The sequence below is a fragment of the Bacillus sp. AFS059628 genome (assembly GCF_002571225.1).
In the GTDB taxonomy this organism is placed as follows: domain Bacteria; phylum Bacillota; class Bacilli; order Bacillales; family Bacillaceae_G; genus Bacillus_A.
Window position 1 is genome coordinate 1 of the sequence record NZ_NVEC01000045.1, and the last position, 26,108, is coordinate 26,108.

Annotated in this window: 27 protein-coding genes, 4 pseudogenes, 1 riboswitch and 1 other annotated feature; of the genes and pseudogenes, 7 read left to right on the plus strand and 24 right to left on the minus strand. The window is 32.7% G+C overall.

What is annotated here, in order from left to right; all coding sequences use genetic code 11:
• Positions 1 to 448 precede the first annotated feature (448 nt).
• The 7 genes and pseudogenes from COL05_RS31885 to COL05_RS15390 all read right to left on the minus strand — a co-directional run bounded on the left by COL05_RS31885 (position 449) and on the right by COL05_RS15390 (position 2,323).
• A complete protein-coding gene (locus COL05_RS31885) occupies positions 449 to 718 on the minus strand; it encodes a tyrosine-type recombinase/integrase (RefSeq protein ID WP_306475317.1) in 270 nt (89 codons plus the stop codon).
• Positions 658 to 819 carry a hypothetical protein gene (locus COL05_RS31890; RefSeq protein WP_257152572.1) on the minus strand — a complete coding sequence of 54 codons (162 nt, stop codon included), beginning with the start codon at positions 817 to 819 and terminating at the stop codon, positions 658 to 660. Before COL05_RS31890 ends, COL05_RS31885 begins: the two co-directional genes overlap by 61 nt.
• A gap of 104 nt (positions 820 to 923) precedes the next feature.
• Complete coding sequence (locus COL05_RS30965; RefSeq protein WP_142337524.1) at positions 924 to 1,055, minus strand: DUF3983 domain-containing protein; 132 nt, start codon at positions 1,053 to 1,055, stop codon at positions 924 to 926.
• Between the two features lie 132 nt (positions 1,056 to 1,187).
• The gene (locus COL05_RS15375; RefSeq protein WP_098669248.1) at positions 1,188 to 1,502 is read right to left on the minus strand and encodes a hypothetical protein; all 315 of its coding nucleotides are present in this window, start codon (positions 1,500 to 1,502) and stop codon (positions 1,188 to 1,190) included.
• A 126-nt stretch (positions 1,503 to 1,628) separates the two neighbouring features.
• Entirely contained in the window at positions 1,629 to 1,892 is a 264-nt protein-coding gene (locus tag COL05_RS15380) for a hypothetical protein (protein WP_098669249.1), read from the minus strand.
• Between the two features lie 30 nt (positions 1,893 to 1,922).
• A pseudogene (locus tag COL05_RS31895) lies at positions 1,923 to 2,117 on the minus strand (hypothetical protein).
• A 20-nt stretch (positions 2,118 to 2,137) separates the two neighbouring features.
• A complete protein-coding gene (locus COL05_RS15390; RefSeq protein ID WP_098669250.1) occupies positions 2,138 to 2,323 on the minus strand; it encodes a hypothetical protein in 186 nt (61 codons plus the stop codon).
• 141 nt (positions 2,324 to 2,464) lie between these two features.
• On the opposite strand from COL05_RS15390, the gene COL05_RS15395 reads away from it, so the two are divergent.
• Both COL05_RS15395 and COL05_RS15400 read left to right on the plus strand, forming a co-directional pair.
• Positions 2,465 to 2,776 (plus strand): hypothetical protein, encoded by a 312-nt coding sequence (locus COL05_RS15395; protein WP_098669251.1) that lies wholly within the window; start codon positions 2,465 to 2,467, stop codon positions 2,774 to 2,776.
• A 329-nt stretch (positions 2,777 to 3,105) separates the two neighbouring features.
• Positions 3,106 to 3,396, plus strand: a complete 291-nt coding sequence (locus COL05_RS15400; protein WP_142337528.1) for a DUF3784 domain-containing protein — start codon at positions 3,106 to 3,108, stop codon at positions 3,394 to 3,396.
• Positions 3,397 to 4,332: 936 nt separating this feature from the next.
• Here COL05_RS15400 and COL05_RS15410 read toward each other — a convergent pair.
• The 6 genes and pseudogenes from COL05_RS15410 to COL05_RS15435 form a co-directional block, all read right to left on the minus strand.
• Complete coding sequence (locus tag COL05_RS15410; RefSeq protein WP_098669252.1) at positions 4,333 to 4,635, minus strand: heterocycloanthracin/sonorensin family bacteriocin; 303 nt, start codon at positions 4,633 to 4,635, stop codon at positions 4,333 to 4,335.
• 400 nt (positions 4,636 to 5,035) lie between these two features.
• Positions 5,036 to 5,722, minus strand: a complete 687-nt coding sequence (gene tenA / locus COL05_RS15415; RefSeq protein WP_098669253.1) for a thiaminase II — start codon at positions 5,720 to 5,722, stop codon at positions 5,036 to 5,038.
• A 123-nt stretch (positions 5,723 to 5,845) separates the two neighbouring features.
• Positions 5,846 to 5,951, minus strand: a riboswitch (TPP riboswitch).
• Between the two features lie 74 nt (positions 5,952 to 6,025).
• Positions 6,026 to 6,940, minus strand: coding sequence for a D-alanine--D-alanine ligase (gene ddlB, locus COL05_RS15420; protein ID WP_098669269.1), 915 nt, complete (start codon positions 6,938 to 6,940; stop codon positions 6,026 to 6,028).
• Between the two features lie 4 nt (positions 6,941 to 6,944).
• Positions 6,945 to 8,394: pseudogene (gene pdxR / locus COL05_RS15425) on the minus strand (MocR-like pyridoxine biosynthesis transcription factor PdxR).
• A 153-nt stretch (positions 8,395 to 8,547) separates the two neighbouring features.
• A complete protein-coding gene (locus COL05_RS15430) occupies positions 8,548 to 9,600 on the minus strand; it encodes a homoserine dehydrogenase (RefSeq protein WP_098669254.1) in 1,053 nt (350 codons plus the stop codon).
• 135 nt (positions 9,601 to 9,735) lie between these two features.
• Positions 9,736 to 9,897: pseudogene (locus tag COL05_RS15435) on the minus strand (lipase); the annotation flags it as partial.
• Between the two features lie 186 nt (positions 9,898 to 10,083).
• On the opposite strand from COL05_RS15435, the gene COL05_RS15440 reads away from it, so the two are divergent.
• A complete protein-coding gene (locus tag COL05_RS15440; RefSeq protein ID WP_098669255.1) occupies positions 10,084 to 10,425 on the plus strand; it encodes a DUF3914 domain-containing protein in 342 nt (113 codons plus the stop codon).
• Positions 10,426 to 10,490: 65 nt separating this feature from the next.
• Here the strand turns inward: COL05_RS15440 and COL05_RS15445 are convergent, their stop codons facing one another.
• The 6 genes from COL05_RS15445 to abc-f form a co-directional block, all read right to left on the minus strand.
• A complete protein-coding gene (locus COL05_RS15445) occupies positions 10,491 to 11,162 on the minus strand; it encodes a lipoprotein BA_5634 family protein (RefSeq protein ID WP_142337526.1) in 672 nt (223 codons plus the stop codon).
• Between the two features lie 68 nt (positions 11,163 to 11,230).
• Positions 11,231 to 13,165 (minus strand): ABC transporter permease, encoded by a 1,935-nt coding sequence (locus COL05_RS15450; RefSeq protein ID WP_098669257.1) that lies wholly within the window; start codon positions 13,163 to 13,165, stop codon positions 11,231 to 11,233.
• Positions 13,140 to 13,910: an ABC transporter ATP-binding protein gene (locus COL05_RS15455; protein WP_098669258.1), complete on the minus strand. Its 771-nt coding sequence runs from the start codon at positions 13,908 to 13,910 to the stop codon at positions 13,140 to 13,142. The genes COL05_RS15450 and COL05_RS15455 overlap by 26 nt, the downstream gene beginning before the upstream one ends.
• Positions 13,911 to 14,305: 395 nt before the next feature.
• Entirely contained in the window at positions 14,306 to 14,791 is a 486-nt protein-coding gene (locus COL05_RS15465; RefSeq protein ID WP_098669259.1) for a DUF3267 domain-containing protein, read from the minus strand.
• Between the two features lie 90 nt (positions 14,792 to 14,881).
• Positions 14,882 to 15,475 carry a GNAT family N-acetyltransferase gene (locus COL05_RS15470; protein WP_098669260.1) on the minus strand — a complete coding sequence of 198 codons (594 nt, stop codon included), beginning with the start codon at positions 15,473 to 15,475 and terminating at the stop codon, positions 14,882 to 14,884.
• Positions 15,476 to 15,481: 6 nt separating this feature from the next.
• Positions 15,482 to 17,110: a ribosomal protection-like ABC-F family protein gene (abc-f, locus tag COL05_RS15475; protein ID WP_098669270.1), complete on the minus strand. Its 1,629-nt coding sequence runs from the start codon at positions 17,108 to 17,110 to the stop codon at positions 15,482 to 15,484.
• Positions 17,111 to 17,671: 561 nt separating this feature from the next.
• Between abc-f and COL05_RS15480 the strand changes: the two genes are divergently transcribed.
• Positions 17,672 to 18,298 (plus strand): DUF6518 family protein, encoded by a 627-nt coding sequence (locus tag COL05_RS15480; protein WP_098669261.1) that lies wholly within the window; start codon positions 17,672 to 17,674, stop codon positions 18,296 to 18,298.
• Positions 18,299 to 18,734: 436 nt separating this feature from the next.
• On the opposite strand, the gene COL05_RS15485 is transcribed toward COL05_RS15480, so the two are convergent.
• The 3 genes from COL05_RS15485 to COL05_RS15495 all read right to left on the minus strand — a co-directional run bounded on the left by COL05_RS15485 (position 18,735) and on the right by COL05_RS15495 (position 21,464).
• Positions 18,735 to 19,718, minus strand: a complete 984-nt coding sequence (locus COL05_RS15485; protein WP_098669262.1) for a sensor histidine kinase — start codon at positions 19,716 to 19,718, stop codon at positions 18,735 to 18,737.
• Positions 19,715 to 20,422 carry a response regulator transcription factor gene (locus tag COL05_RS15490; protein WP_098669263.1) on the minus strand — a complete coding sequence of 236 codons (708 nt, stop codon included), beginning with the start codon at positions 20,420 to 20,422 and terminating at the stop codon, positions 19,715 to 19,717. Before COL05_RS15490 ends, COL05_RS15485 begins: the two co-directional genes overlap by 4 nt.
• 127 nt (positions 20,423 to 20,549) lie before the next feature.
• Positions 20,550 to 21,464, minus strand: a complete 915-nt coding sequence (locus COL05_RS15495; protein ID WP_098669264.1) for an acetamidase/formamidase family protein — start codon at positions 21,462 to 21,464, stop codon at positions 20,550 to 20,552.
• Positions 21,465 to 21,621: 157 nt separating this feature from the next.
• Between COL05_RS15495 and COL05_RS15505 the strand changes: the two genes are divergently transcribed.
• Positions 21,622 to 22,050 carry a cell wall hydrolase gene (locus COL05_RS15505; RefSeq protein WP_098669265.1) on the plus strand — a complete coding sequence of 143 codons (429 nt, stop codon included), beginning with the start codon at positions 21,622 to 21,624 and terminating at the stop codon, positions 22,048 to 22,050.
• 51 nt (positions 22,051 to 22,101) lie between these two features.
• On the opposite strand, the gene lysS is transcribed toward COL05_RS15505, so the two are convergent.
• Positions 22,102 to 23,655 (minus strand): lysine--tRNA ligase, encoded by a 1,554-nt coding sequence (lysS, locus tag COL05_RS15510; protein ID WP_098669266.1) that lies wholly within the window; start codon positions 23,653 to 23,655, stop codon positions 22,102 to 22,104.
• 83 nt (positions 23,656 to 23,738) lie between these two features.
• Positions 23,739 to 23,996: a binding site (T-box leader), on the minus strand.
• A 67-nt stretch (positions 23,997 to 24,063) separates the two neighbouring features.
• Positions 24,064 to 24,234, minus strand: coding sequence for a DUF2197 domain-containing protein (locus COL05_RS15515; protein ID WP_142337527.1), 171 nt, complete (start codon positions 24,232 to 24,234; stop codon positions 24,064 to 24,066).
• Positions 24,235 to 24,376: 142 nt separating this feature from the next.
• Between COL05_RS15515 and COL05_RS15520 the strand changes: the two are divergent.
• Together COL05_RS15520 and COL05_RS15525 are read left to right on the plus strand one after the other, a co-directional pair.
• Positions 24,377 to 25,278, plus strand: a pseudogene (locus COL05_RS15520) (SMP-30/gluconolactonase/LRE family protein).
• The gene (locus tag COL05_RS15525) at positions 25,275 to 25,976 is read left to right on the plus strand and encodes a class I SAM-dependent methyltransferase (RefSeq protein WP_098669268.1); all 702 of its coding nucleotides are present in this window, start codon (positions 25,275 to 25,277) and stop codon (positions 25,974 to 25,976) included. Before COL05_RS15520 ends, COL05_RS15525 begins: the two are co-directional and overlap by 4 nt.
• The last annotated feature ends 132 nt before the right edge of the window (positions 25,977 to 26,108 follow it).

Sequence of the window (26,108 nt, forward strand, 5' to 3'; positions counted from 1 at the left end):
ATTCTCACTATACAATTTGCCCCAATTGAAATAATATCTTCATTCATTCTTTTCACCTCCTTTAATACTATATAATTCATAAAGGGGTGAAATGGTGTGGACAAGCAAATAAAAGAGTTGTTTTTTGAAATGTGAGATATCAGTTAACAACTATCATCAAAAAAAACAGAAAAAACAACCTACACAACAGGAGGTTTTTTCTGTTTTTAGTCTGTATACGATATTCAAAATTAGTTAACATAACGTCTCATTATTGGTAGCAAAGAACCTTCTTTTTTGTTCTATGGATCTATGCATTTTTTATACATTCCTATCCTAGCGAGGTTTTAAGGTTCTTGTTTGTTACTGGAACTGTATAAAATCTTGCATACTCTTAACGTAGTTTTTTTCCAAAATGCCGTGATACCCCTAGATTAAAAAAGAAATAAGCAATGATTAAATTTTAAACCTAATCCATTGCATCTTGATTTACACCTATATAACGTAACGTGACCTTCTCTGATGAGTGATTGAATATCTCCATAAGTAATGCTATGTTTTTTGTTTGCATGTACATGTGATACCGGTATGTTTTTCTTAATGTATGTGTTCCGATTTCATCTAATCCGAATTCTGCCGCTGCTCCACTTAATATCTTATATGCCATGCTACAACCAATCAGACGATTCCTACCTTGTCTACTTTGTAATAGGTACTCATTATCTTCTCTTTTTTCAATAAACCATTTAAGTTCTCTTTTCGTTTTTTCTTAGCTTTCTTTTTTGTTGTTTGATTCGATTTCTTTTTCCATTCACGTAATTGATCTCTCAACCCCTTCATTTCCCCATCTCCCTTTTCAAAATAAAAAGGACACCTATTCTTAAAACAGCCTTACTTGCTGCTTTAATGAATTGGTGTCCTCTAGTTTTCTAGCCGGACTGTATTTATTTTGTGATACTTGACTGCATGAAAAGATTCATCCATGCTTTATCTAATCTTTCTTTCTCATATTTTTGTATAGCCTTTGTGCGACGAGAAATTGCTTTTTTTAATTTCTTCTTCTTTAAATTATTCAATCCTCTCACTCCTTCTTACGAAACACTTTTACTGTCCATTTTTGAGTGTTTTCATTAATTTAATACCTTATTACATTCAAAAAACTGATTGAATGTGAATTGTACCTATTTAACTTCAAAAGGATTATTCTATTAAGAATTAATTATTTCTTTGATTCTATTAAGCTTGTCTAAGTTTTTGTCATTTAGCGCTTCTCGATCAATACCAATACTTGCTCGTCTGCGTGTATTCATCGTTTCGATATAACAAGAGTGTTTATCTTTCTTGTCCTTAGCGAACATTTGTATGCCTTCAAAAGATGCATCACATACATATTTTGTATCTTCGAACAGCTCTTTCCAATTTCTCTTTAAATACAAACCCATGCAAAATTCTATATCTTCACCGCACGAAACACTTACCTCTACTTCAAAATGGTCATCCATTGTCACTACAAGGAAAACCATATAAGCTCTTATTTCAGTTAATTTACCGATGCTCTCTTTCTCCCCTGAATAAAACTCAATATTCCGTTCATACTATAAATGCACTTGAGTTCTGAACTTCCTTCTTAACGTTTTTCTGGAGAGCAGTTAGCTTTTGCTAGCTGCTCTTTGTTTTTCTTCCTGTCTCTTTAGGAACTGTGTCGCTTTCTTAATAGCCTCGGCTCTTGTTTGATCTTCAGCTATGCCTTTTAATCCAGCGTCATCCTTAATGCACAACATCTTCTTGCCATTATCCATAACAACCTCAACATGCGAATAATAAGCACTGTGTAATGTATCGTCTTCAAGAAGAAAACTCATAAATTCCGCACCGACTTTACCTGTAAACTCTTTGACCTTCCTCATATCCATTCCCCTTTTTTACAAAATGAAATTTTCATACTAATCTTCCTCAAGCTCCGTAACAGTTATATAATTTCTAGAATTTTTTCGTTCCACTACTTGTCTCTTGTATGCAGGCCTCTTATAAAATTTAACCGTTTTAGGACGTACGCCCAAATATTAGGCGCATTGCAATATGGTCCCGATACATACGAATAATTCACCTTTATAAACGGCGTACTCCTTCACTTTCACTGTCATAACCTCCAGTTCGGTTAAATATTTAAAATGTATAAGTAAATTGCAAGCATCGATAATACTAAGGCAATCCCAGCAAAAAACGCATTGTATAAGTTACCTTTCGAGTGATCAACACCAAAGTATGCTGTTGTGTAAACTGAAAATAATATTATGCTAAAGCACCACACAAACGCTAGAAGTAAAACAGTTGCTATATACATGCATCTCGCCCCTCCCTTCTTGCTATTAAAATAGCGTTTTTGTTTAGTTTTATAATTCCTTGTCTCCCTTTATAAAACACTTGATTTTATTGTTTAATTTTATTAAACTGAGCTCGTATACTAACTAATAAGGAGACTATAATGAAAATAAATTTAGTATTGTTTGTATCATCATTCAAAGAGCAAACTACCCCCAAATTAATGATAAAAACAATTGAATCAGATATTCGTCCTATTAAAGGCGATATAATAGATGATCCAGGATTCGACTCAAGTTTTCATAATGGATATGAGGTTGTAAAAGTTTCAATCAATTACACATCAAGCGAATGTTTCGTTTCTCTACATCCTCTTGCTATAGAACTTGAGGACATTAAATTAGATACTTACATAGAGAAACTTGAAGCACATGGTTGGCTTACTGTCTCTAAAGAAGAATTACAAAATATATAATTGTTTTATTTTGCCCCTTTATGTTTGAAGGGGTATTTGTATTATCATTTTTTCATATAAATAACGATTTGATTCAAACTTGCACATAAACTGAAAACATACATAAAATTTAATTGCCGATACTTTTTAATATAAATCTTGGTCAAAGAGCGCTTTCTCATGCGCTCTTTTTTCTGTTCAAATAAGGATTTTATAACAGAATACTCGCTTTCAATTCCTCTGTTTCCATCATTTTGATTCTTCCTTTTCCCTTATAACAAGATGGACTTCTTTGTTAATCCTATAAAAAACAACCTAAATATGGTAAAATCCAAATAAGGTAGATGAATATAATAGGTGAATTTGTAGTTTGTGCACTTGTTTGTTTTATCATTGTAATAATGGGCAATCTGATTCATATTAAAAAACAATTATTTTTTATTGCTGGATACCAAGAAGCTACTTTTATTGGTGATAAAAATAAACTAGCTAAATTATTCGGCATATTTGCTTACATAGTAGGAATTGCTATTATTCTACTACCTTTTGGACTTGAACTCTTCGGCGGCATAAGCGGCAAAATCTATGCAACCTGTATTGTTACAGGTACAGTTTTTGTTTTGGTTAGAAAAAATGATTAATAAACCTTTTTAAAAAGAGTCTTAATATGGCTCTTTTTTTATTAATAAAACTAATTCAAATAACTATTTTGTCAAGTTTTACTAATTCCTACATTCTCTTAATAAGTTCCGTATAATAATCTTTCTCAAATCATTGTATTTCTCTCTGCAATGCTACTTTTGTAAACAACTCGACATTTTTTCACAAAAATAGTCAACTATATTTGTTATGATGTTCTAGGTATTTCGCTTGTCCACATAGAGGTTCTGAAAAATAGAAATATATTTAATGACTGTTTAAAGAGGGAGAATACAACATGAAAACACAAATCTACAAATATCCTAGACAAAAGATTTATGGAATTTGGTTAATAATTGCCGAAGTTAAATGTTCATGTTGATAGAACCTAGCTGAAAAAACATCTGTAACAAAAGGATTATTACTAAGCGCATTTTCTAGTCTCTTTACCCTGTTAAGTTGTTCATCATTAAAAAATGGACTTACTATACAAACCCTAACTCCCTGCTATTCTTTTTTTCATACCACATATAACCCCCTTTCGCTCTTATAAACTTTAAATATTTCGTATATTACATAGATAGTTTCGTTTATTTTAAAAAATATGAATATCTATCCCTTTGGTAAAACTAAATATTCTGACAATAATACAAAATACCGTTTCTTATTCCCCTCATACCCGAGGGTCAAGAAGTTAGCTTTTGCTAGCTTCTCTTTAATGTATGAAAAAAAAGATAAGACTCTTTAAAATGATTCTTCTTTATTTCTCAATATAAAGAGTCTTGGATTTCCGCTAACAATCCTATATTATATGAACAAAGAGTAAGGTAAGAGTTACTCTTTTACTTGAATGATTGAATATATCCATTAGCGATGGCGCTATATTCTTTGTCGACATGTACATGTATAAAGCTAATATTTTATATGAATATCCATAGTCAATATTCATATATTACAATAGCATCAGAAGTACCATTAAAACAATTAGAGCAACTACCACAGCTGCCACAACCTCCACAACTAAAACAACCAAAACAACCGAAGCAACCAAAACAACGGAATCCACCACAACGAAATCCACCACCACAACCTCCACAGCGACCTCCACAGCCGCCACAGCGACGAGCAGCATCTTCAATATAGTAATATGGATATTGGTTTTGCTGGTCCCAATGCACAACATTTCCAGACTGGTAATCATTAAGGCTTAACGCTTGTAGTTCTTGTTGAAATTGATTCATTTTCATGACCTCCTTTTATTAACTATAAACCTTTTGACGCTTTCCTATATTTCTGTTTGTTAAATCTTAGTAGAAATAGCGCTATAAACTAAGTTCAATACGTACACCTACAAAATATGACCTATCACTAGATGATGTATCTTGTTCATGTACCTATTTTTCGGTTATTTTTCCACGGGCTCATTTTTATAAAGTGAAACTCTAATCAGTCGGGGTTTTGTTCATCCCCCACTGATTATCAGCCCTCACCAATCGGACGTTTACGGACAGCCCGACTCCCACCTAACTTCTTTGCTCCAACTGAATTTTGAGGTGGGAGTTTTACTGTCCGTTAACGCGGGATAAATTGAAAAAAGACGCACTTAGATTGATGCGCCTTTTGCAATACCTCTTCTCTTTATCATATTACGTTTTTCTCTTCTGTACTTACCGGCCACTTTTCTAATGTATAGGCCATTTCCCAAAATGAATATTCATATTGACTACTTATAATAAAATGTTGTTTCATTCGATTTCGGTCTGCCTCTGTTACTTTTTCAGCGATAGTATCTAACCGTGTAATTTGCTCTTCAACTAATGTACGGAACCAATCAGATCCGTAAGCAGAAATCCATTCGTTATAAATTGGCTCTTCTGGCTGACACTCTTTTAAACGCTCACCAATTTCATAATACAACCAATAGCAAGGTAAAATTGCTGCAATGATATCACCTAAATGTCCTTCATACGCAGCACGATACATATGTGAAGTATATGCGTATGCAGTTGGAGCAGGAATAAAATTATCTTTTTCTTCTTGTGTAATCCCTAGTTTCTTCGCAAAATTCTCATGTAAGGATAATTCCGCTTCATATGTATTTTGAGCATGGTGTGCCATACGAGCTGTCGTTTCTAATTCTAATGCTTTTGCAGCTCCTAAAGTTTGTACTCTAGCAAAGTGACTCAAATAATACGAATCTTGAAGCACATAATAGCGAAAACTAGCTAAATCTAACGTTCCTTCACCAAGTTTTTTTACAAAAGGATGATGAAAACTAGCTTCCCAAATTGAGTCTACTTCTTTACGTAATGATTGTGAAAAAGTCATTTGAATCCCTCCAATTATGTATGAAATTTAAGTATTTACCCACCATTATTAAATCTGTAAAACAAAAAAACTTTCTTTACAGGCGTAAAGAAAGTGAAATTGACAGTTTTTATTCATAAAATAGCAATGTCTTTCCCACTTCCCTACGCTGGCATTAACCAGATCAGGTACTAAGAGTCTCAAATTCCAATTTGATCTCAGCCTATAATAGGCCCCCCTAGTGGATAAAATATTTAATTTTCGTATTGTATTCATCATAACATACTTCATGTAACTGTCAAAAATTATTCATGATACTGCTACTTAAAAGCCTTCTTCTTTTCTTACTCTTAATGAAGTTTCAATAATCATATCTAATAGTTTACTATATTCAATTCCCGCTGCAGCTGCACTTTTTGGTAGTAAACTCGCTTGCGTCATCCCTGGTAATGTATTAATCTCCATTACATATGGAATACCATCCTTCACCATCATATCCACCCTTGCATAAACGCTGCACTTTAATGCTTTATAGCAAGCCAGTGAAGCTTTGTTTACACGTTCCTTCAGTTCAGCTGGAAGTTCGATAACTTCTTCAATTGTACTAGCATCATCATATTTCGCATTGTAATCAAAGAACTCAGCCGCATGTCGAATTGAAATGATAGGTAATTGTTTTCCATCAAAAATGGAACATGTAATCTCGTCACCTTTTATATATTTCTCTATTACTACCTCCGAATCCCATTCAAATACAGTTTCCAGCATTGAAATTAATTCGTCTTTATTATAGACAATCTTTACCCCGACACTTGAGCCACCAGAGTTTGGTTTTACCACTAACGGAAATCCTAACTGATTTAGTTCATCAACATTTAGATCCTCCATTTTTGTAAGTTCAATCCAATCAGGTGTTTCTATACCTTCATAACGTAAAATCTTTTTCGAAATATTTTTGTCCATACATATACCGCTAGATAACATATTGCTTCCGCTATAAGGAATACCTAAACTTTCAAGTGTCCCTTGAACAGTTCCATCTTCTCCGTATTTTCCGTGTAATGCGAGTAATGCAAAATCAATGTCTTTCGCTTTTTCGATTAAATCCATTTTTTCATTTAACGTAATCGGTACGATTTCATATTTATTTTTATCTAAATTTGCAATCATTTCATTTCCAGTCATAATTGATACTTGTTTTTCAGAGGATACTCCCCCCATAATAACGCCAATTCTCATTTCCTCAACTCCAAATTTCATTTTTTTATTGTATCACCAATTATTTTGATTCCCCGAACTATTTCTTCTTCTTTCAAACGTGAAAATCCTAATCGAAACGTGTTCGCTCCTCCTCCATCAGAGTAAAAAACATCTCCAGGAGAAAATGTAACCCCTTGCTCATAACACTTTTGCAAAAGTGTGCGGGCATGAATTTTTTCTTCTAACTCTATAAATAAATGAAGTCCACCATCACCGGTCATTCTTTGAAACGGAATGTACTCGTTACACGCTCCAACAGCTAACTCATATTTTTTCTTATAAACAGACCTTGCCTTTTTTAAATATTTTTCAAAATATCCTTCATGTAAATATTGAAAAAGAACAGCTTGATCTAAAGTAGATGTGTGAATTGTTCTTGCTCTTTTTACACTTTCTAAATAATGAATCAGTTCTTTATCGGCAATGATCCAGCCTACACGTAAACCAGGGAAAAGTACTTTCGAAAAGCTACTAATATAAATCACATTATTACCCGCACCAGCAAAAGTTAATAATGGTGCTAAATGTGAACCTGAATAACGTAACTCCTCATTAAACCCATCTTCTATAATAGGAACCTTATATTTAGAAAATAATCTCATCAGTTCCGTTCTGTTCTCCGAACTCGTGACAATACCGGTTGGATTATGATAAGAAGGAATTAAATACGCGAAATCAAAATCCTTTTCACGTAAACTTTTTTCCACTTCGTTCGTATCAATGCCATCTTCATTCATCTTCATTCCATGAACTTCAAGTCCATGTAAATGGAAAAGCTTGAGTGCAGCATGATGAGTCGGATTCTCACAAATAACCCGCCCTGATTTTTTCGATAACGAGGATAGTACAATGTCTAATCCTTCTGTAAATCCATTTGTAATTAAAATGTCTTTGTTCGAAATATCTACACCTTTCATTTCCATATAATGAAGTAGATAATTCATTAACGGTCTATAACCTTTTGCATATCCGTAATTTAATACGACATCACCTTCAATAGACATACGAGTAAGAAAAGCTCTTTTGAAATTTTCCACATCAAATAGCTTTTCGTCTGGAGCAATGCTATTAAAAACAATCATTCCCTTTTCCCAGCGAACACCATGTTTCATTAAATCTAATTCATCCGCTAATAAGGTAACTGTATTAAGTTTATTTTTCCAATCTATTTCAACAGACGAAGTGTTTGAAATATCAACCTTCGCAACAAAATTCCCTTTTCCTTTAACTGCATAAATGAGTCCTTCTTGTTCTAAATCCGCATAAGCAGCAAGAACAGTATTTCTGCTCACACTTAGTAATTCACTAAGTTCCCTCGTTGAAGGAATTTTTTGATCCCCGAGCAAATGCCCTTTCATAATCATCTTTTTTAAATAATCTTTCAATTGAATATAAACGGGACGCTCTTTTACAACTTTAAAATCTTTAAACAATTCCTTACCCCCTGCAATCATTTTTGCATAATTATCTCATTCTCAAAAGGTCCACTACATATGTATTTTTTATAAAGGGCGGTACGGTCTTATAGGGTGCAGCTTTAATCTATGGGAGATTCATGCCGCTCATTGATTATTAACTCTCACCACTCAGGAATTATAATACCCATTAATACGTGACAAATCTTTACGATATAAGTTAATTATATCTTTTAAAGCAGCTGCTGCGGCTCCGCGTGGATTAGAAGCACCACCTATTGTAGTAACTTGTCCCATCGTATCTGTAAAGAACGTAATTCCTTTTTCTGTACCATTTACATTTGTTAGCGGATGATCCTTATCTATTTCGTACGGTTCTACTTTAAGAGCCACTTTACCATCCTGATCCTTATACGCTGAAGCTATTAATTTAATAAATTTATTTTGTTCCTTAGCATTTCGAATTTGTTGTTTTGTAACATGTTCAATTCCTTTTATATGTATATCTGTAAGCGCATGCTCTGTTCCCATTAAACTGTTTGTTAAAAGTAACAATTTACACGCACTATCAGAACCACTTACATCTAATATTGGGTTCGTCTCAGCAATTCCTTTACTTTGCGCTTCTTTCAGTGCTTCTTCAAACGTAATATCTTGCTCATTCATTCTCGAAAGAATATAGTTTGTTGTCCCGTTTAATATTCCTTCTATTTTTTCAATATGGCAACCAGCTAGACTAAATTGCCCAATATCAAGTGTCGGTAATGCGGCCGCAGTTGCACCACTATATCGGATTTGTACATTTGCGATTTTTGCTGCTTCATTTATTTCTCTCCAGTTTGTAACGAGTGCACCTTTTGAAATTGCTACTATATCCATCTGTTTTTCAATTGCTTGTATTATATATTGTTTCCCTGGATTTCCATCTTTAAGATTTGTAACTGTTGATTCTACTAGCACAGTACCAATTATGTTATCTGTTGCTCGTTCCTCTGGATGATGTTCGATATATTTTTCAATTGCAGAGCTACCGCCACCGTATCTTAATAAATGAGGAATAGATAATCCATCTTCATTATGTATTGCAACATTTCTGCCTAATACACCGCTTACCACTAAATCTATTCCATACGTTTCATTTATATATAAATATTTTTCATTTAATAATTTTATAAACTCTTTTCCTACTGTTCCATATCCTGATAATACAACTTTAATTTTCATAATATCCCCCCATATTTTTCTACCATATCCCTCTTTCAATATAATATAAAGCGCCCTCTAATTCCATCGAGAGCGCTTTATTATTACCTATTTCGGTAATCTTGATAGCTTTTCTGCAATTGTTCTATAAAACCCTTAAATGCTAGAAAAACCTAACGTGTCTGAAACACTAAGCCCTACCATATCGAGATGGTCCCAAATTGCTTTCGTTTCAATATGATTCCATTTCCCAATCTGTAAAGTCTTATTACTATTTACAATAACATTAGATGAGGGCGCAATCATAGAATTTGTGTTTTATATACATTGTATATAGAAAACATGCACAAATGTTGATAAATATTAATTCAAGTGAGGAATTACTTTTTATAATACAACTTGTAAATCTAATTATTTGAATTTATAATTGAAGATAGTTTCCTCATGTTACATAGCTTTAATAATTACAAGAAAAATAATTTTATTACTTAAGGAGGAAAAGACATGCAAATCGGATTAAATATTCATACATTATCTCAACCTACTAAAATAACTTCACCTAATCTTGAGCATAATACGATCTCTTCTACTAAACTTGAAGATAAAAAATTAAATGATCCCATCAAGTTTGATATTCGTTCATCTGAAAAAGAAATGAAACAACCTGAGCATAAATTTAATGAATTAGATTTATGGAAGATGTTAAAAGATAAAGGTATTCCTTTATGGATCATACTTGAAATGCTGCAAAAGGCTCGTAAAGAAAAAGAAGTTCAAAATAATTCAGTTCAAAATTCAAATGCGATTGAAGAAACGAGTGAGACTCGATTAAATGAAGTAATGTAAGTTATTTAAACGGTATGAAAAAGGGCCCGAGGTTGATAAAGTATCCATCAACTTCGAGCTCTTTTTTAAGATTTTTCTCCAATCGTTACAAACTGAACTGATACCTCACCTTTATAGCCTTCAATTACCTTTCTTACTTTTACATATTCATTAGTCAATGTATTATCTGTCGACATTTTAGGCTTTTCGTCACCTAAAGATTTCTTTAGATGAAGAAGTTGTATTTTTGTTTCATTTGCTTTTATTTCATTATACACATTATTTTCCGCCACAATTACATACGATAGTAGTCCATAGTTTCGATTATTCCCAAGCCAAGCATCCCTATCATATGTAACTGGTATCGCTTTTCCTTCTATTTCAATACTTTTTATATTCTTTTCTTCTTCATTTATAAATAGTAGTGAACTTTCTTTTGGAAATTTCGGCAACGTATCTAAAGGTTTGGAAAGAGATGATTGATCTCTTTCACGAAAAATTTTTGCTTTAATCATCGCTTTTGCAGTAGATTCATTTAATATTAAAACCCTCTTTTGGTCAAATCTACCTGTTTTCACAGAAAAAACCTCATGTTCTTTCGTGTTTTCCTTATAACGATTTATAATAGTTGAAGTATTGTCCTCATCTCCAATAACTAGTACGCCGTTTGCTGGAAATCTGTTTTCATTTTTAGAGCATGCGCTTACACTTATTAACAATAATATACTTAATATGAAAATAGATATTGTTTTTTTCATCACAGTTCCTTTCATAACCAAAATTGTTTTTTTACATGCTTTTCTGCAATCTTACTTGCTCATAATCTCTACTGCTCCATAGTTTTATATAGCTTTTGTAAATAGCGCCAACGAGTCATATAGAAATATAAAACTTGTATACAAATAAATGAAATTAAAATTATGATAGAGCTATTTATAATAGAAAAATCTACTAATTGTTGCAATGCCATATAAGCAACCACTGTGTGAATTACTGCAATGATAATCGGTAAAAAGAACATTAATAATAACTGTCTCGTTACAACTTTTTTCAACTCTCGTTTACTTAATCCCATTTTTGAAATCATTTTATACTGCTGTTGATCACGGTCCAAATCAGTATATAACCGGAAGTAAATAAAACTAGCAGCAAAAGTAAAGAAGACGATTCCAACTAAAACACTTGCCATCAGTAATAATCCATTTGTTTGTTTTGCACTTAACAACTCTATAGTTAGAGCTCTAAATTCAAAATGTATGTCTCTAGGCTCTTTTTCGAATATATTATTTAATTGATTTGAAATTTCTTTCGTTTTTAACCAATCATCTACAACAAATCCATACGTTCGATATTGAATTATATTTTCATAATCCGGACTACTATTAAGCGGAATTTCATCATACACATGATCTTGAATAGCAATATAAATCCCTTCCGTATCATGTGGCAAAACTAAATTATCTACAGTTTTTTTTACATGAAATGTCTTTGTCCACTCACCTTGAATGACCTCAATATCCTTTTTATAATCGCCATTTTTAAATTCCTGTTTTTGTGATACCATTCCTGGGATTAATAACATTTCATCTTCTTTTTCAATTGTTTCTTGTTGATAACCGAGTGCTCTCGCAAGTTCGTTATATTCACTTAGTTTCATTACATATACATTACTTTCAGTATATATGTATGAAGATGAAGCCATTCGATATGGAATATTAGCATCAGCAAAATGTTTTTTTATTGTAGAGAGATGTTTATCCGCTATTTTATTTTTTTCAGGAGCTACATATAGCAATGTATACGGGTTTGTCATCCTTACCAAATCTTTATTTCCAAGAGCAGCTGTCGTGCCAATTGCTGTAAAAGCAACTGCTGAAATAATAGATACTATAAAAAACATTGTTGCATTATCTTTCATACGATAAATTAATTCTGAAAATGTTAATATATTGGTTCTTTTTAAAAAGAAAGATTCACTCCTTTTCGCAAGATGCAATATATAAACGCTACACTGTGTATATAAAAAGTATGTTCCTATAATTACTAAGAGCACACCCATTCCGAGCGTAATAAAACTATAACTTGGGATAAAGCGAAATACTAAAATATAGCCATACCCTATACTAAACAAAGAGAAAATTGATAATAAAATTGACGATTTCGGTTCAGGCTTTGGCTTTTCACCTGCTTGCATAAGTTCCACAAGTTCGGTTACTTTAATTGTTTTAAATGTAACTAACGAAACGATTAAAAATAAGAAAAGAAACGTAATAACTGTTAATAATACAGCCTGTACTGGTATATAAAAAGGTAAGCCGTTACTAATCATTAATACACTGGCACTTATTAATAAAACTAGTTTAGAAAATATAAGTCCAATAAGAACCCCTATACAAATTGAACCGAGTCCAATTAACATATTTTCAATTAACAATAACTTTTTAAGCTGTCTCATTGACATACCTTGCATCATTAAAATGCCAAATTCTTTCTTACGCGTTTTTAAAAACGAGCTCACTGAATATAGAATGAAAAAGAATGAAAATAAAAAAATCAAACCTTGCGAAACTTTAAATCCTAATGTACCAAATGTACTTATTGTTGAGCTTGTCGATTTCAACTCCCCCTGTAAATCAGGATGGAATAATAAAAGAGCATACGTAAAGAAAATCATTATAGAAAATGCACTACTTAAAAAATGAGCAGCATATGTACGCTTATTACGAAAGATATTATTAAATGCGAACTGACGAAAAGTCATGCCTTTTCCCTCCTAACAAAGAAAGGACATCCATAATCTTTTGATAAAAAGTTTGCCGACTTTCACCACGATAAATTTCGTTATATAGTTGACCGTCTTTAATAAAAATTACTCGACTGCAAAAACTCGCTGCATACGGATCATGTGTAACTAACATCATCGTAGCCTTTTCTTCCTTGTTAAGCGTATCGAGCATCTCCATTACATCATTTGAAGATTTAGAGTCTAAATTCCCTGTAGGTTCATCTGCAAGTAATAATTGCGGCTTATGAACGATCGCACGAGCGATTGCTGTTCTTTGAGCTTGGCCCCCTGATATTTCAAACGTTCTTTTATTCAATATATCTGTTATATTTAATTTCGCTGCAATTTCTTCTACTCGTTTATTCATTTCTTTCACAGAAACACCATCTAAAGTCATCGGCAGTACGATATTTCCCTTCACTGTAAGCGTACTAAGTAAATTAAATGATTGGAATACAAATCCTAATTGTTTTCTACGGAATAAAGCTAAATCTTCAGATGATAAGTGGAAAGGATTTGTACCATTTATTACTATTTCTCCCGATGTTGGAGAGTCGATAGTAGATACCATATTTAATAACGTTGTTTTCCCGCTACCTGATGGTCCCATGATCCCTATAAATTCACCTTCTTGAATTGATAAATCAATATCTGCTAATGCTTTAAAAGGTATTTTCCCTTTATATACTTTACTAATATTTTTCGCATGTAAAATTTCCATTTCTATTCTCCCTTCATTTGCACTTCTCACAATAGAGTGTAAATGAATTGTCTTATAACTCATATTGCTTCATCTTTCATTTATCTTACACGCTTGTAAGATTTCTAAAAAAACTGATAACATAACTATTTTCAAACTAAAAGTAACGCATAACTATCTTATAATAATTGTATAGTGGCAAGAAATACAATGTATATCATATCTTTATTATATAAAGTGAAACTTTANNCTGATTATTAGTTGAACCAATCGAACTTTTATGGGCAGTTGATCCCTCACCTTACTTCTTTGCTTTCGCTGCATTTTGAGGTGGGGGTCTTACTGCCCATTAAAGCCGGGATAAAAGGGAAAAGACCGATAGCTTTATCGGTCTTTTCCTTCCCAAAGTTATATTTTCAAATAATATCTTTGGTTGAAATGTTTTTGGGATACTCTTTTTTAGTCTCATTCACTTTAAAGTAACCTCTACAAAAAATTGAGTTCTTCGGTTTAATCGCAATTAAAAATGAATTGTATATATCTGAAGCGGAAATTATTGCATTTATCCAACATACAAACAATAAGATTGATTTAATATTTCCCGATACATACAATGATATAATGGTTGGAACGACCGATAAAACAATAATAGGCAAGCTCATAAAAATCCAAAATCTCGTTTTGGATAAGATTGCATTTGTATTTAACCAAAAAAATATTCCACTACAAGTTAAGCTAATATCACCCATTTTATTTATAACAATAACGTGTAGACATTCATGAATAATGAAGACTAAAATACCTAAAATGATGAGATAAAATATATTAATATGAGTGAAACTTGCTCCAAAATAATACGGTATTAGAAAAATAATGATTTGAAGTACATATACAAACTTCATATAATGTTTTCGGTGAAAAGCACATAATGCAAAAAAGCTTAGAATTTTAGCTCTAAGCTTTTTAATGATTTCATTACATTTTCGCTCCTTTTAAAGAGCACTAATTTTTATCCATTCAGATTTACTCAATACATAATGATTATAAATTTGGCTGTCTATCGTCTGTTGACTCAAATAAGTAAACCCGCATTTTTCAATAACTTTATTTGAAGATACGTTGTTTATTACTGCAATTGCATTAAGGACATCTACATTTGTATTTTCAAACAAATAGTCAATCAAGCCTTCTGTCGCTTTCGTCGCATAACCTTTATTATGATATTCACTTGAAACAGCATACATAATTTCTCTGTTCGGTGCAGGGAGTTCATCTTTCATACCTGTGCAGCACCATCCAACAAATTCATTAGTCGATTTCTTAAATATTCCTAGCTTTAATATATGGTCATCTATGTTATTCATAGTTCTTACGGCATTAAGAAACGCTTTGTTTGCATGTATTTCATAATTTGTAACCCAATTAACTCGTTGTTCTTTCGTTGATTTCCAGTCCGGTAAAAACTTTTCTATCCCTGGTTGATTGGATATTTTATAAATACTCTCTGCATCTTTAGCCGTAAACTCTTGCAGATATATATCACCACAATCTATTCTAAATAACTTAGTCAAACTCTCTGCTCCCATGTTGATTTAAAGCGCCTTAATCTGCTTCGTAAGTTCCATAAACCGTTCATCTAGTTCTTTATATTCTTTGTCTTTAGAAGTTAAAAAGCTTAATTTCCCTAATACTTCTTGTCTCTCTGTTTCTAACGTTAAACGTAGCTCTTCAATTTCATCTCTTGTTTTCGTAGGTTCTTCGAGCTGCTTTTGTATCGTATTGTTTACAAACATGAGTTTTGCGTTGGTTGTCTTCTCCAGAAAATATTGATCGTGAGAAACGATAACGAGTGTTCCATTATACTCAGCTAATGTATTTTCAAGCTGTTCACGTGAAGGGAGATCAAGGTGATTCGTTGGTTCATCTAATATAAGCACATCTTTTTCATCTAAAATATAAGCCATTAGCTTACATTTTACTCGTTCACCCATACTCATATGTCGAATCGGCTCTGTCCATTGAGAAGATTCGAATCCTAAATGTTTCATTAAATTTTGGACTTTTCCTCTTTCTTCGAATGTCTCTTTATAAAATAAATCTTCTGGTGTTTTATCCAGCGGTAAATCAAATACTTCTTGAGTTAAATAACCGATGTTTGCTGAAGGTGAAATCCATACTTCTCCTTCAGCAGTTTCTGTTCCCATAATCATCTTCAGTAACGTTGTTTTCCCACTACCATTCGGACCAATAATCGCAACCTTCTCACCGTGCTGAATTGTAAAATTAACGTTTTCAAATAATGTTCGTTTATTAAATTCTTTCCGTAATTGTTTTACTTCTAAGAAACGTTTTCCTACTTTTTTACTCGCTTGAATAGAAAATTCAACTGAATAATCTTCTTTCACACGTTCAACTTTCGTTTTCTCCAGCTCTTTTTCAAGACGTTTTCGTTTCGATTTAACTTGCGCATCCATTCGCTTCGCCTTAACACGGTAAAACTCTTTCACGCCTTCTTGTTTTGTGGACTGTGCATGTGCCTTTTGTGACCATGAACTTAATTCTTTTATATGCGTTTCTACTTGTTCTATCTTCTTTTGTTGTTTTTCATATTCACGCTGTTGCGTCATTCTTTTATGCTCACGTGCTTTCATATAACTCGTATAATTCCCACTATGGTCAATTAATTTCTTATCCTCAATTGACCATATTCTAGTCGCGACAACATCTAAAAAATATCGATCATGTGATACGACGATAACTGTACCTTTCATATTTTTGATTTGTTTAATAAGAAATTCCGTACTCATCTCATCTAGATGATTTGTCGGTTCGTCTAATATTAAGACATTAGGATTTTCAGCAAATCCTTTTGCTAATCGAACTTTTAGCTTTTCACCACCACTTAAAGTAAGAAAATCATTCGTTGGCACGCCCCATTTCGCAAGTAGTTCTGCTTCTTTTGCAATCATATCCTTGCTAACGAAAGATTTTTTTTCTTGTTCAACATATGCAGTTGTCATATTCATTTGCATCCATTCAACAGTACCTTTTGATGGTTCAATCTTCCCATTTATTAATTGAAGTAACGTTGATTTACCAGCTCCATTTTTGCCGATTAACCCAATAACGTCCCCTTGTCTTACTGTCACATTCATTTTCTCTAACAAAGTATTTTCTTTTATTTCCACATAAACATCATTTAATTTTAATAGTTCTTTCATAATACCAATCCCTTTCATAAAGGGAGAATAAAAAAATCCTCCCAAATAAATTTGGCAGGATTAGTCGTTAAAATATTTATACCCAAATAAGCTATTGCACAACATAAATAGCAATACCGTTGTATGGAAATTGGGCAGACTAATCCTATTTTTTAGAAATTGAAATGTATTGAATTTCAACATTTAAAAATAAGATTAGTTAATCATCGTCCACCCATCATTCCTTTCCGTCGTTAGTAACCATATTGTACCATGATAGTACTGTATGAGTAAATGCAATTATATGTGCTATTATAAAGTTTACTTTCTTCAAGGGCTATTTATCATTTCTTAAATTCATTTTGAACAAACAGCATTTATTGTACTACTTACTTTATATTTCCCCAAAAAGTAAAACCCTAAGTACCCCCTCTTATATAATTTTTATATAAATTTATGATTAATTATATGTTATTCGTTATCCAGTAACCCCTTATTGTTTCTCGATAAATTTTTATTGATTACTCTCCTGTAATAAGCTATTATATGCTTGTAGAAAATATTAATGTAAGGATTGAATTTATGGACAGGACATTAGAAATCACAAAGTTAAATATGTTTTTAAGGATTTTTCTCATCCCGATTATAGTAGGGATTATTGTTGGTATACTAACTAAGTTGGGGCAAGGTATACTTCCAGGAAATTGGAATTCATTAGTTAACCTAGGAAGTGTTTGGTTAGTTCCATCCTTTTTCGTGGCTAGCTTGAGTTATTCTAAACGTACAGCTATACTTTCTGGCACCCTTGCACTACTCGGTATGGTATTAGGCTACTATGGTTATGCGATAGTTATTAAAAATGTAGCTCACTCTATTTATTTTATATCTGTATGGATTGTGTGTGCATGTATAGGAGGAACTATCTTTGGAATGGCAGGTTTTCTATGGAAAGATACTACGAATCCACTTCATAAATTCGGAAGCGCGCTAATTAGTGGAGTTTTTGTAACGGATGGACTTCACATTCTTTTACATTTTGAAGACTATAGTCACATGTTACCTGTTGGATATACGGAAGTGATAGTCGGGATTATCTTGATTCTTGTATTAGAACGCTCTAATGCTAATCGAATTTCTTCTTTCTTAATGATGGTTCCTATCACTATTTTAGGATTAATTGGATATAAATTATTAAGTTTGTTTGCTTAATTACAATACTGTATCATGAAAAAACAAAAGACTAATTCTATTATAATCCACAAAACATATCACGAATTCGAACATTATACTTATTAAAGTTGATATACTTATTCATATGGTGGATTCATGAAGCTATCCTTTCAAAGGGGTGGCTTTTTTCTTACAGAAATATGTATCAGCTTTTTATTAAATACTTCTAATTTAACGATCGTATTTATTAGTGTGTCATTATATATACTAATATGATCTTTCACCATTTCAGATAATCGCTATAAAGTGAAACTTTAATCAGCCCTCACCAATCGGACGTTTACGGACAGCCCGACTCCCACCTAACTTCTTTGCTCCAACTGAATTTTGAGGTGGGAGTTTTACTGTCCGTTAACGCGGGATAAAATAAGGCTAAAAAACTTATCTCCAAAGTTCTTTAGCCTCGATCACTTATTTACACATTAAAAAATATAATTCGTACAACAGTACCTTTACCAACTTCTGAATGAATTTCTACACGATGTCCTAATTGTTTCGTAATTTCATATACAAGATATAGCCCCATTCCAGTTGATTCTTTAAAATCTCTACCATTTTCCCCTGTAAAGAAAGGTTTAAATACTCTAGGTAAATCTTGCTTCGGTATCCCTACGCCATTATCGGTAATTTCCAGTATAACGTTATTATCTTCCTTACAAGCTTTCACTTTAATCTTCTCTCGACTACCAGCTGAATATTTAATCGCGTTCGATAGTATTTGTCCAATTAAAAATTGTAACCATTTCGCATCACTTTCTACAATAATATCCTTATCGATTTTAAGCTCTGGATACACAAAATTTCGGATAAAGAAGCGTTTATGTTCATGTACAGAATCATTTACTATTTTATGTAGCTGTACTTTTCCCACATAAAAATCTTGCGTAAATGCTTCTAAACGTGCGACATATAGAGCCATCTCTAATCCCTTTTTTAGCCTATCTGTTTCCTCATTAATACTTTCAAACCGCGAATCGACTTCATCTTGTGTAATTAATTCTATTACAGATAAAGGTGTTTTCATTTGATGTATCCACTGGTTCATAAAGGTTAAATGATCATTATTTTTTCTCTCTTGTATCTGAAGTTGATTTTGATAATGGCGATACTGTACCTCAAGCAAGTCTTGAAGCGCAGTAGATAAAACTGCAAAATCTGATTTTTGAACAGAATCATCCAAAGAATGCATCGGATTTGCTAATCTTTCATAGAACGTACGATGAGTAAAGTAACGGAATACTAAATAACCTACCATAAAAAAGACACCTAAAAACATTGCATATAATGCCGTTGCAATATGGTTATACCCATCAAACCAATATACAAGAAATATGGCTAGTAGCTGGATTACTGTAAAACAAATAAGTGGTATATGATCACGAATAAATAATTTTATCATTTCTCTATACCATTATCCCAAGTTATATGTAATCTATAACCGACACTGCGAATCGTTTCAATTGCATCTTCAATCTGCAATGTTTTTAACTTTTTACGCACACGAGTTGTATTTACACTTAATGTATTATCATCAACATAAGATTCGCTATCCCATAATTTATTTAATAACACTTCTCTACCCACAACACGCGGATAATTTTGCATTAACATCTCTAATAAAATAGCTTCATTTCTCGTTATATCAATCTCTTGATTTTTAAGCTTCAATACAAGCCTTTCCGGATATAAACAAAGACCATGTTGCTCGACCATCCGTTCTTCTACTTTCGGTGCATAATCTCCGTAAGCACGTCTTAAATGACTACGAATTTTCGCCATTACAACTTCGTAATGGAATGGCTTTGAAATAAAATCATCGCCGCCGTTTTCTAGCGCCATAACTTGATCCATCGTGCCTTCACGAGCCGAAATAAATAATATCGGACATGTAGAAACTCCGCGAATTTGACGACACCAATAGTAGCCATCAAAACTTGGTAAATTAATATCTAATAAAACTAACTCTGGTTGTTCTTCTAAAAAAATGTTTAATACATTTTGAAAATCCGATACAATAATTCCTTCATACCCGTATTTCGCGACATGTGTTGATAATAGTTCAGCAATTTTCATATCGTCTTCTACAATCATAATTTTAACCATGTGTTTACTCCTTTTTTGATCCACAATCTTATATTCAATTATATAAAATAAATACTACCTTTTTTTATATAATCCGTAAATCAAAAAAGGATACTTTTATACAACAGCATCCTTCTTCTATTATTTCTTATTTAATATGAAATTTACTAAAGTCAAAACCTAACTTCTCCACATAGTCCATACTAAGTTCCATTCGTGCTGTTTTAAGCGGGTCCACAACTTGACAAACTCTTAAATCACCGGCAGCTGATAATAAAAGCGTTGCATCAGCTTTAGATATTCCTAATTCTTTATGTAAAAATGTAACCATATTACGTACAGCGCGATTCGCTGCATCATCTAGCAATTTTTCTGAAGCAATCGTCATTACTTTTTCTTTTTGGATAGCCATTGGTAGTGGCCATTTCTTTCCTTTTATAATCTGAACAGTTACCGTCACCTCACCAGCAACTTCTACTCCACTAACACCAATTTCACCATCACCCATCGCTGCGTGTAAATCACCTAATGCTAATAGAGCACCAGGAACATTTACAGGTAATAATAACGTTGTCCCTTCTTTTATCTCTTTACAATCCATATTCCCGCCGTGATCATGCGGTGTGCCACATGAAATGCTCTCTTCTTTCGGCGCAGTACCAATTACACCGATCATTGGATGAATCGGAATTTGTAGTTCATTTGAAAATAAAACATGTTCATTATGTATCGGAACAATTTTCACTGTATTTTCGTTTAGCTCTTCACCCATTACACCAAGATTCGCCCCTGTAGTTAAAACGCCTTGCCCTGCAATTTTAATCTTTTCAATCGTTACGACTAAAATATCACCAGGTTCTGCACCGTTAATATATACTGGTCCAGTCGCCGGATTAATTCGGTTCCAATCTAATTCTTGAAATGCAATATCTTCAGAGTCAATTTGATTTTCAAAGCAATCATATGTTTCAAATACAAGACGACTCCCTATTTCTACTTCGATACAAGGCTGATTATCTGATGACATTGCGTATATGATATGTTCTTTATAAATTCGATACATGTTATCTCTCCCCTTTTATATTGGTCTACAATTACTAATTAGCTTTTTTCATACAAGATCCTCTTCATATTTGATGATATTTGCACGTGAAAAAGCACCTAGCTTATTTTCATACATACACTCTTTACTATAACAGGTAAAGAAAGGTGGTAGCACTATGCCCCTTATTCCATATAACGAAAGCGATGTTGATTTACTAGCTCGTTTAATTCGTGCTGAAGCTGAAGGAGAGGGTCGACAGGGTGAACAACTTGTTGGTTGTGTAGTAGTAAATCGTGTATTTTGTGATTGCTTAGATTTTAAACAACTTCGAACTGTACGTGATGCAGTATATCAAAGTCCTGGTGGATTTGAAGCAGTGCAATACGGATATTTTTATCAACGCGCACGTGAATCAGAAAAAGACATCGCAAGAAAAGTTTTACAAGGTGAATGGCGCTGGCCAGCACGATGGGCTCTTTGGTATTTCCGTCCAGTTGGTGCTTGTCCACCTGAATGGTATAACCAGCCGTTTGTAGGACAGTTTAAAAGCCATTGTTTTTATGAACCAAGTGGTGATGAATGTCCGAAAATGTATTCACGGTAGTAAAATGTGAAACGCAAGTACTTAGCTGAGTACTTGCGTTCCCTTTATTTTTTAGAAATCTAATAATGTGATAAACTTTTCGATGCCTACTACATGTATTAATAACGGTATTCGAGGGCCACTGGACTGATTCATAATGAGCTTATATATAATAATAAATAATTGTTTTTGATTTTCTTTCATTATTTTTTTATTTTCATGGTGACAAATCGAATACAATTGCTCCATTAAGTTAGAGTAATCTTTGTTAGAACGAAGTATATTACAAACTTCTACTAACCATTTTTTCTGTCTTTCATCTAATGTGTTGTAAAATTCTATATTTCTCTCTTGATTTACAGCAATTAATTTTTCAGTTTGAAAGTTTCTAACCCAATACTCTGCACGTTTGCTTATCGCTATCATATCCTCTAATGCATAATTCCTATCTATTTTTTCTAATATACCTTGTAAAATAGATGAATCAAAATTTAATAGCGGTAACGTTCCTGCTACTTGATTAAATTTCGGATATTCTTTAATTCTGCTATCAACTCTAGAAAGTTTAATTGCATCAAATAAATCTTCATTTTTGAGCGTTTTATTCTCATAACTATCTTTCAATCGTTCATATTCTGTATAATTGCGAATTACATCTTCATCAAGACCGATATGAAAAGCTGCGTTTGGTCTATATTTAGCAAACATAAAAAGAATCACTTCTGGTAAATACACTTTTAACAAATCACTAGGTGTAATACTATTCCCTGAAGAACTTGACATTTTTTCATGATTCCCTTTAATACCAATGAAATCATAAGCAATATAATGAGGAGCTTCACGATTGAATATTTTCATTGCAATTTCCTTTGATACATTATAACTACCTGTTTCTGATGAATGATCTCTTCCGCCCGGTTCAAAAATAACATCCTCTATCATCCATCTCATCGGCCAATCGACTTTCCAATTCAGTTTCATTTTATTTGTATTTAATACCGATAATTCAGTTTGATTTCCGCATTCACATTTATATCGTACTGTTTTTAATATTTCATCAAAATGTGTAATCGTTGTTGCATCTTTCCCACATTTCTTACAATATAATGTAACCGGATAAAAGCCCTCTCGCTCTTCTTCACTACATTCTCCTGTTTTAAAACTCATTAAAATATCATATATTTCTTTTCTTTTATATAAAGCCTCTAATATGTTTTTGTTATATCTTCCACTTCTATATTCAGCATGTTGATATATAAATTCCACTTCAACCCCAAATACTCGAAGCGATTCTTCAAACTCTTTTTCAAAATGCTCTGCATAGGAGTTATGACAACCATATGGATCTGGAATATCACAGTATGGCATACCAATATATTTTGCAAAAGATGGATCAATATTTTTAGGGACTTTTCTAAACCTATCATAATCATCCCATGAAAATATAAAACGAGTCTTTTTTCCTAAATCTTGAAGAGCTCTTACAACGAAATAGGTCGTTATTATTTCGCGAAAGTTCCCGATATGAACAGAACCAGATGGACTGATTCCAGATGCACAAACAAAAGTTTCTTTGTTTGGATGTTTCCTTATTAATTCATGTGCTACTTCATACGCCCAATGCATATATTATTCACCTCAATTGATTTTTTGTTTTCACACTTTCAGTTTTATGCAATAAAAAAACTCCCACCCCCAAGATTATTCATCTTGAGGACGAGAGTTGTTAACTTCGCGGTACCACCTCAGTTTGTTAATATGTCGCCATATTAACCTCTTCAGGTACGGCAAAATTTGCGTATACCCTATCTCTATAACGGGAGAACCCGTCGCACCATCCCTAAACAAATTAGTTCCTTGCGCAGCTCCAAGTCTTTTTTCGTCAAGATGTATACCACTCTTTCTCAGCTACCAGAGCTCTCTGTACGTATCCTTTTCTTAACTACTCTTCTCTTCCATGCTATTTTATATATTAGTTTTTTTCATATGATAATTTATAATACCTTTATTGTCAAACTTTTCCGAACGAAATAACTATCTAAAAAAATGTTTTATCGCTTCTAATTGAATTTTGTGGCTACACTCATCGCAACAATATGTTCCTTTCGGTTTCTCTTTAAATCGTTTATATTTTTCACTACCTTCGTAAACACGAAATACATTTTTGCAAGAAAAGCAAACAATTTCATAAAACATCATATGCATTTTCCTCTCCATGTTTATACATTTTTTTAATCACTTGAGAAAATCAGTTTTCTATAATACAAATCTTAATATCTTCTGATTAAAAGGTTTACCTCTATTCATATCGAATTATATAAATATCTTATAAAGTGAGGTGAAAATATTGATCAGTAATATAGAATTAGTTTTAGATGCGAAAGCAAGTTTAGCTGAAGGGCCATGTTGGACTGAAAAAAAGCAACTTTTATACTGGGTTGATATTGTGGAGGAACAATTATGCATATTTAATCCTACCGCTAATACAAACCGAGTAATTGCTCTCAATCAACAAATTGGCTGTGTTGTTCCATATTTAGATGACGTACTACTCCTAGCTATGGAAAACGGCTTTTATTCTATTAATGTAAAAACAGAAAAATTAACACATATTTTTGATCCTGAACCACATTTATTTGAAAATCGTTTTAATGATGGAAAATGTGATCCAGCAGGACGTTTTTGGGCAGGTACTACAGATACATACGGTATAAATGCTGCTGGTTCCTTGTATTGTTTAAATAATAATTTAAAGGTAGAAAAAAAGTTTCACATGTAAATACATCAAATGGCATAGCTTGGTCACCTGATCATACATACCTTTACTATATTGATACGCCTACTAAAAAAGTAGTTCGTTTTCATTATGATATATGTTCTGGAGTAATTCATAATCCAAGTGATGTAATCATTTTTCCTGAAACTGAAGGTCTACCTGATGGTATGACAATTGACGAGGAAGGTTGTTTATGGATTGCTCATTGGGGAGGTTCAAAGATTACTAGATGGAATCCTTCAACTGGAGAACGAATATTAAGCATCCCAATTCCAGCGCTATATGTAACGTCTTGTACATTTGGAGGACCTAATTTAACAGACCTATATGTTACAACCGCCAGGACAAGAATGACGGATGACGAATTGAAAAAACATCCACATGCTGGTGGTATTTTTCGAATTCAAACAAATATAAAAGGTTGTCCTACCCATTCATTTCGCAATAATAATATTGGAGCTGAAACTATATGAACCGTATCGATTACATAAGAACCGAAGAAAAGAAATATCACGATCTTTGTTATGAACAATATAAACTATTTGAAACCGGCTCTTGGCTATACAAACCGGTTAAAACAGTTATGGACTTACTGGATTCCTTTGAAGGAAGAAACAACTTGCAAGTACTTGACCTCGGCTCTGGTGTTGGAAGAAATAGCATTCCAATCGCACAAAAGATACAAAATGGTAGCGGCACTGTTACTTGTGTGGACTTACTGGATTCCGCTTTAACAAAATTACAAACTTATAGCAAAGAACATGATGTATTTGAAGTTATAAAAACAGAACAAGCAGCTATTGAAAACTACTATATTGCCCCTAACACTTATGATTATATCGTTGCAGTATCAAGTTTAGAGCATGTTGAATCAGAAGAAGATTTAAAAAACGTGCTCCATTCTATGAAAAAAGGTACAAAGATTGGTGGTATCAATTGTTTAATTATTAACTCGAACATACAAGAAATCGACTTACATACAAATGAAGAATTAGATGCTTTAGTTGAAATTAACCTTCCTACTGATAAAATGATATATCTATTAAAAAACATTTATGAAGACTGGAAGGAAATGAAAGTTGAAATAAAAGAATTAGCTTATGATATAGTCCGAAACGAAAGACACATTCTATTAAAAACAAATGCTATTACTTTTGTCGTTCAGAAATAACAACATAAAATATTAATTAAACAGAAGTATAAAAACCATGCTTCGACATCATGAAGTGAACCCGAATAGTGGTACATGAAAAAAACACCTCCTGAATTCGCATACTAAGTGATGAAGTGACCCAATGAAATA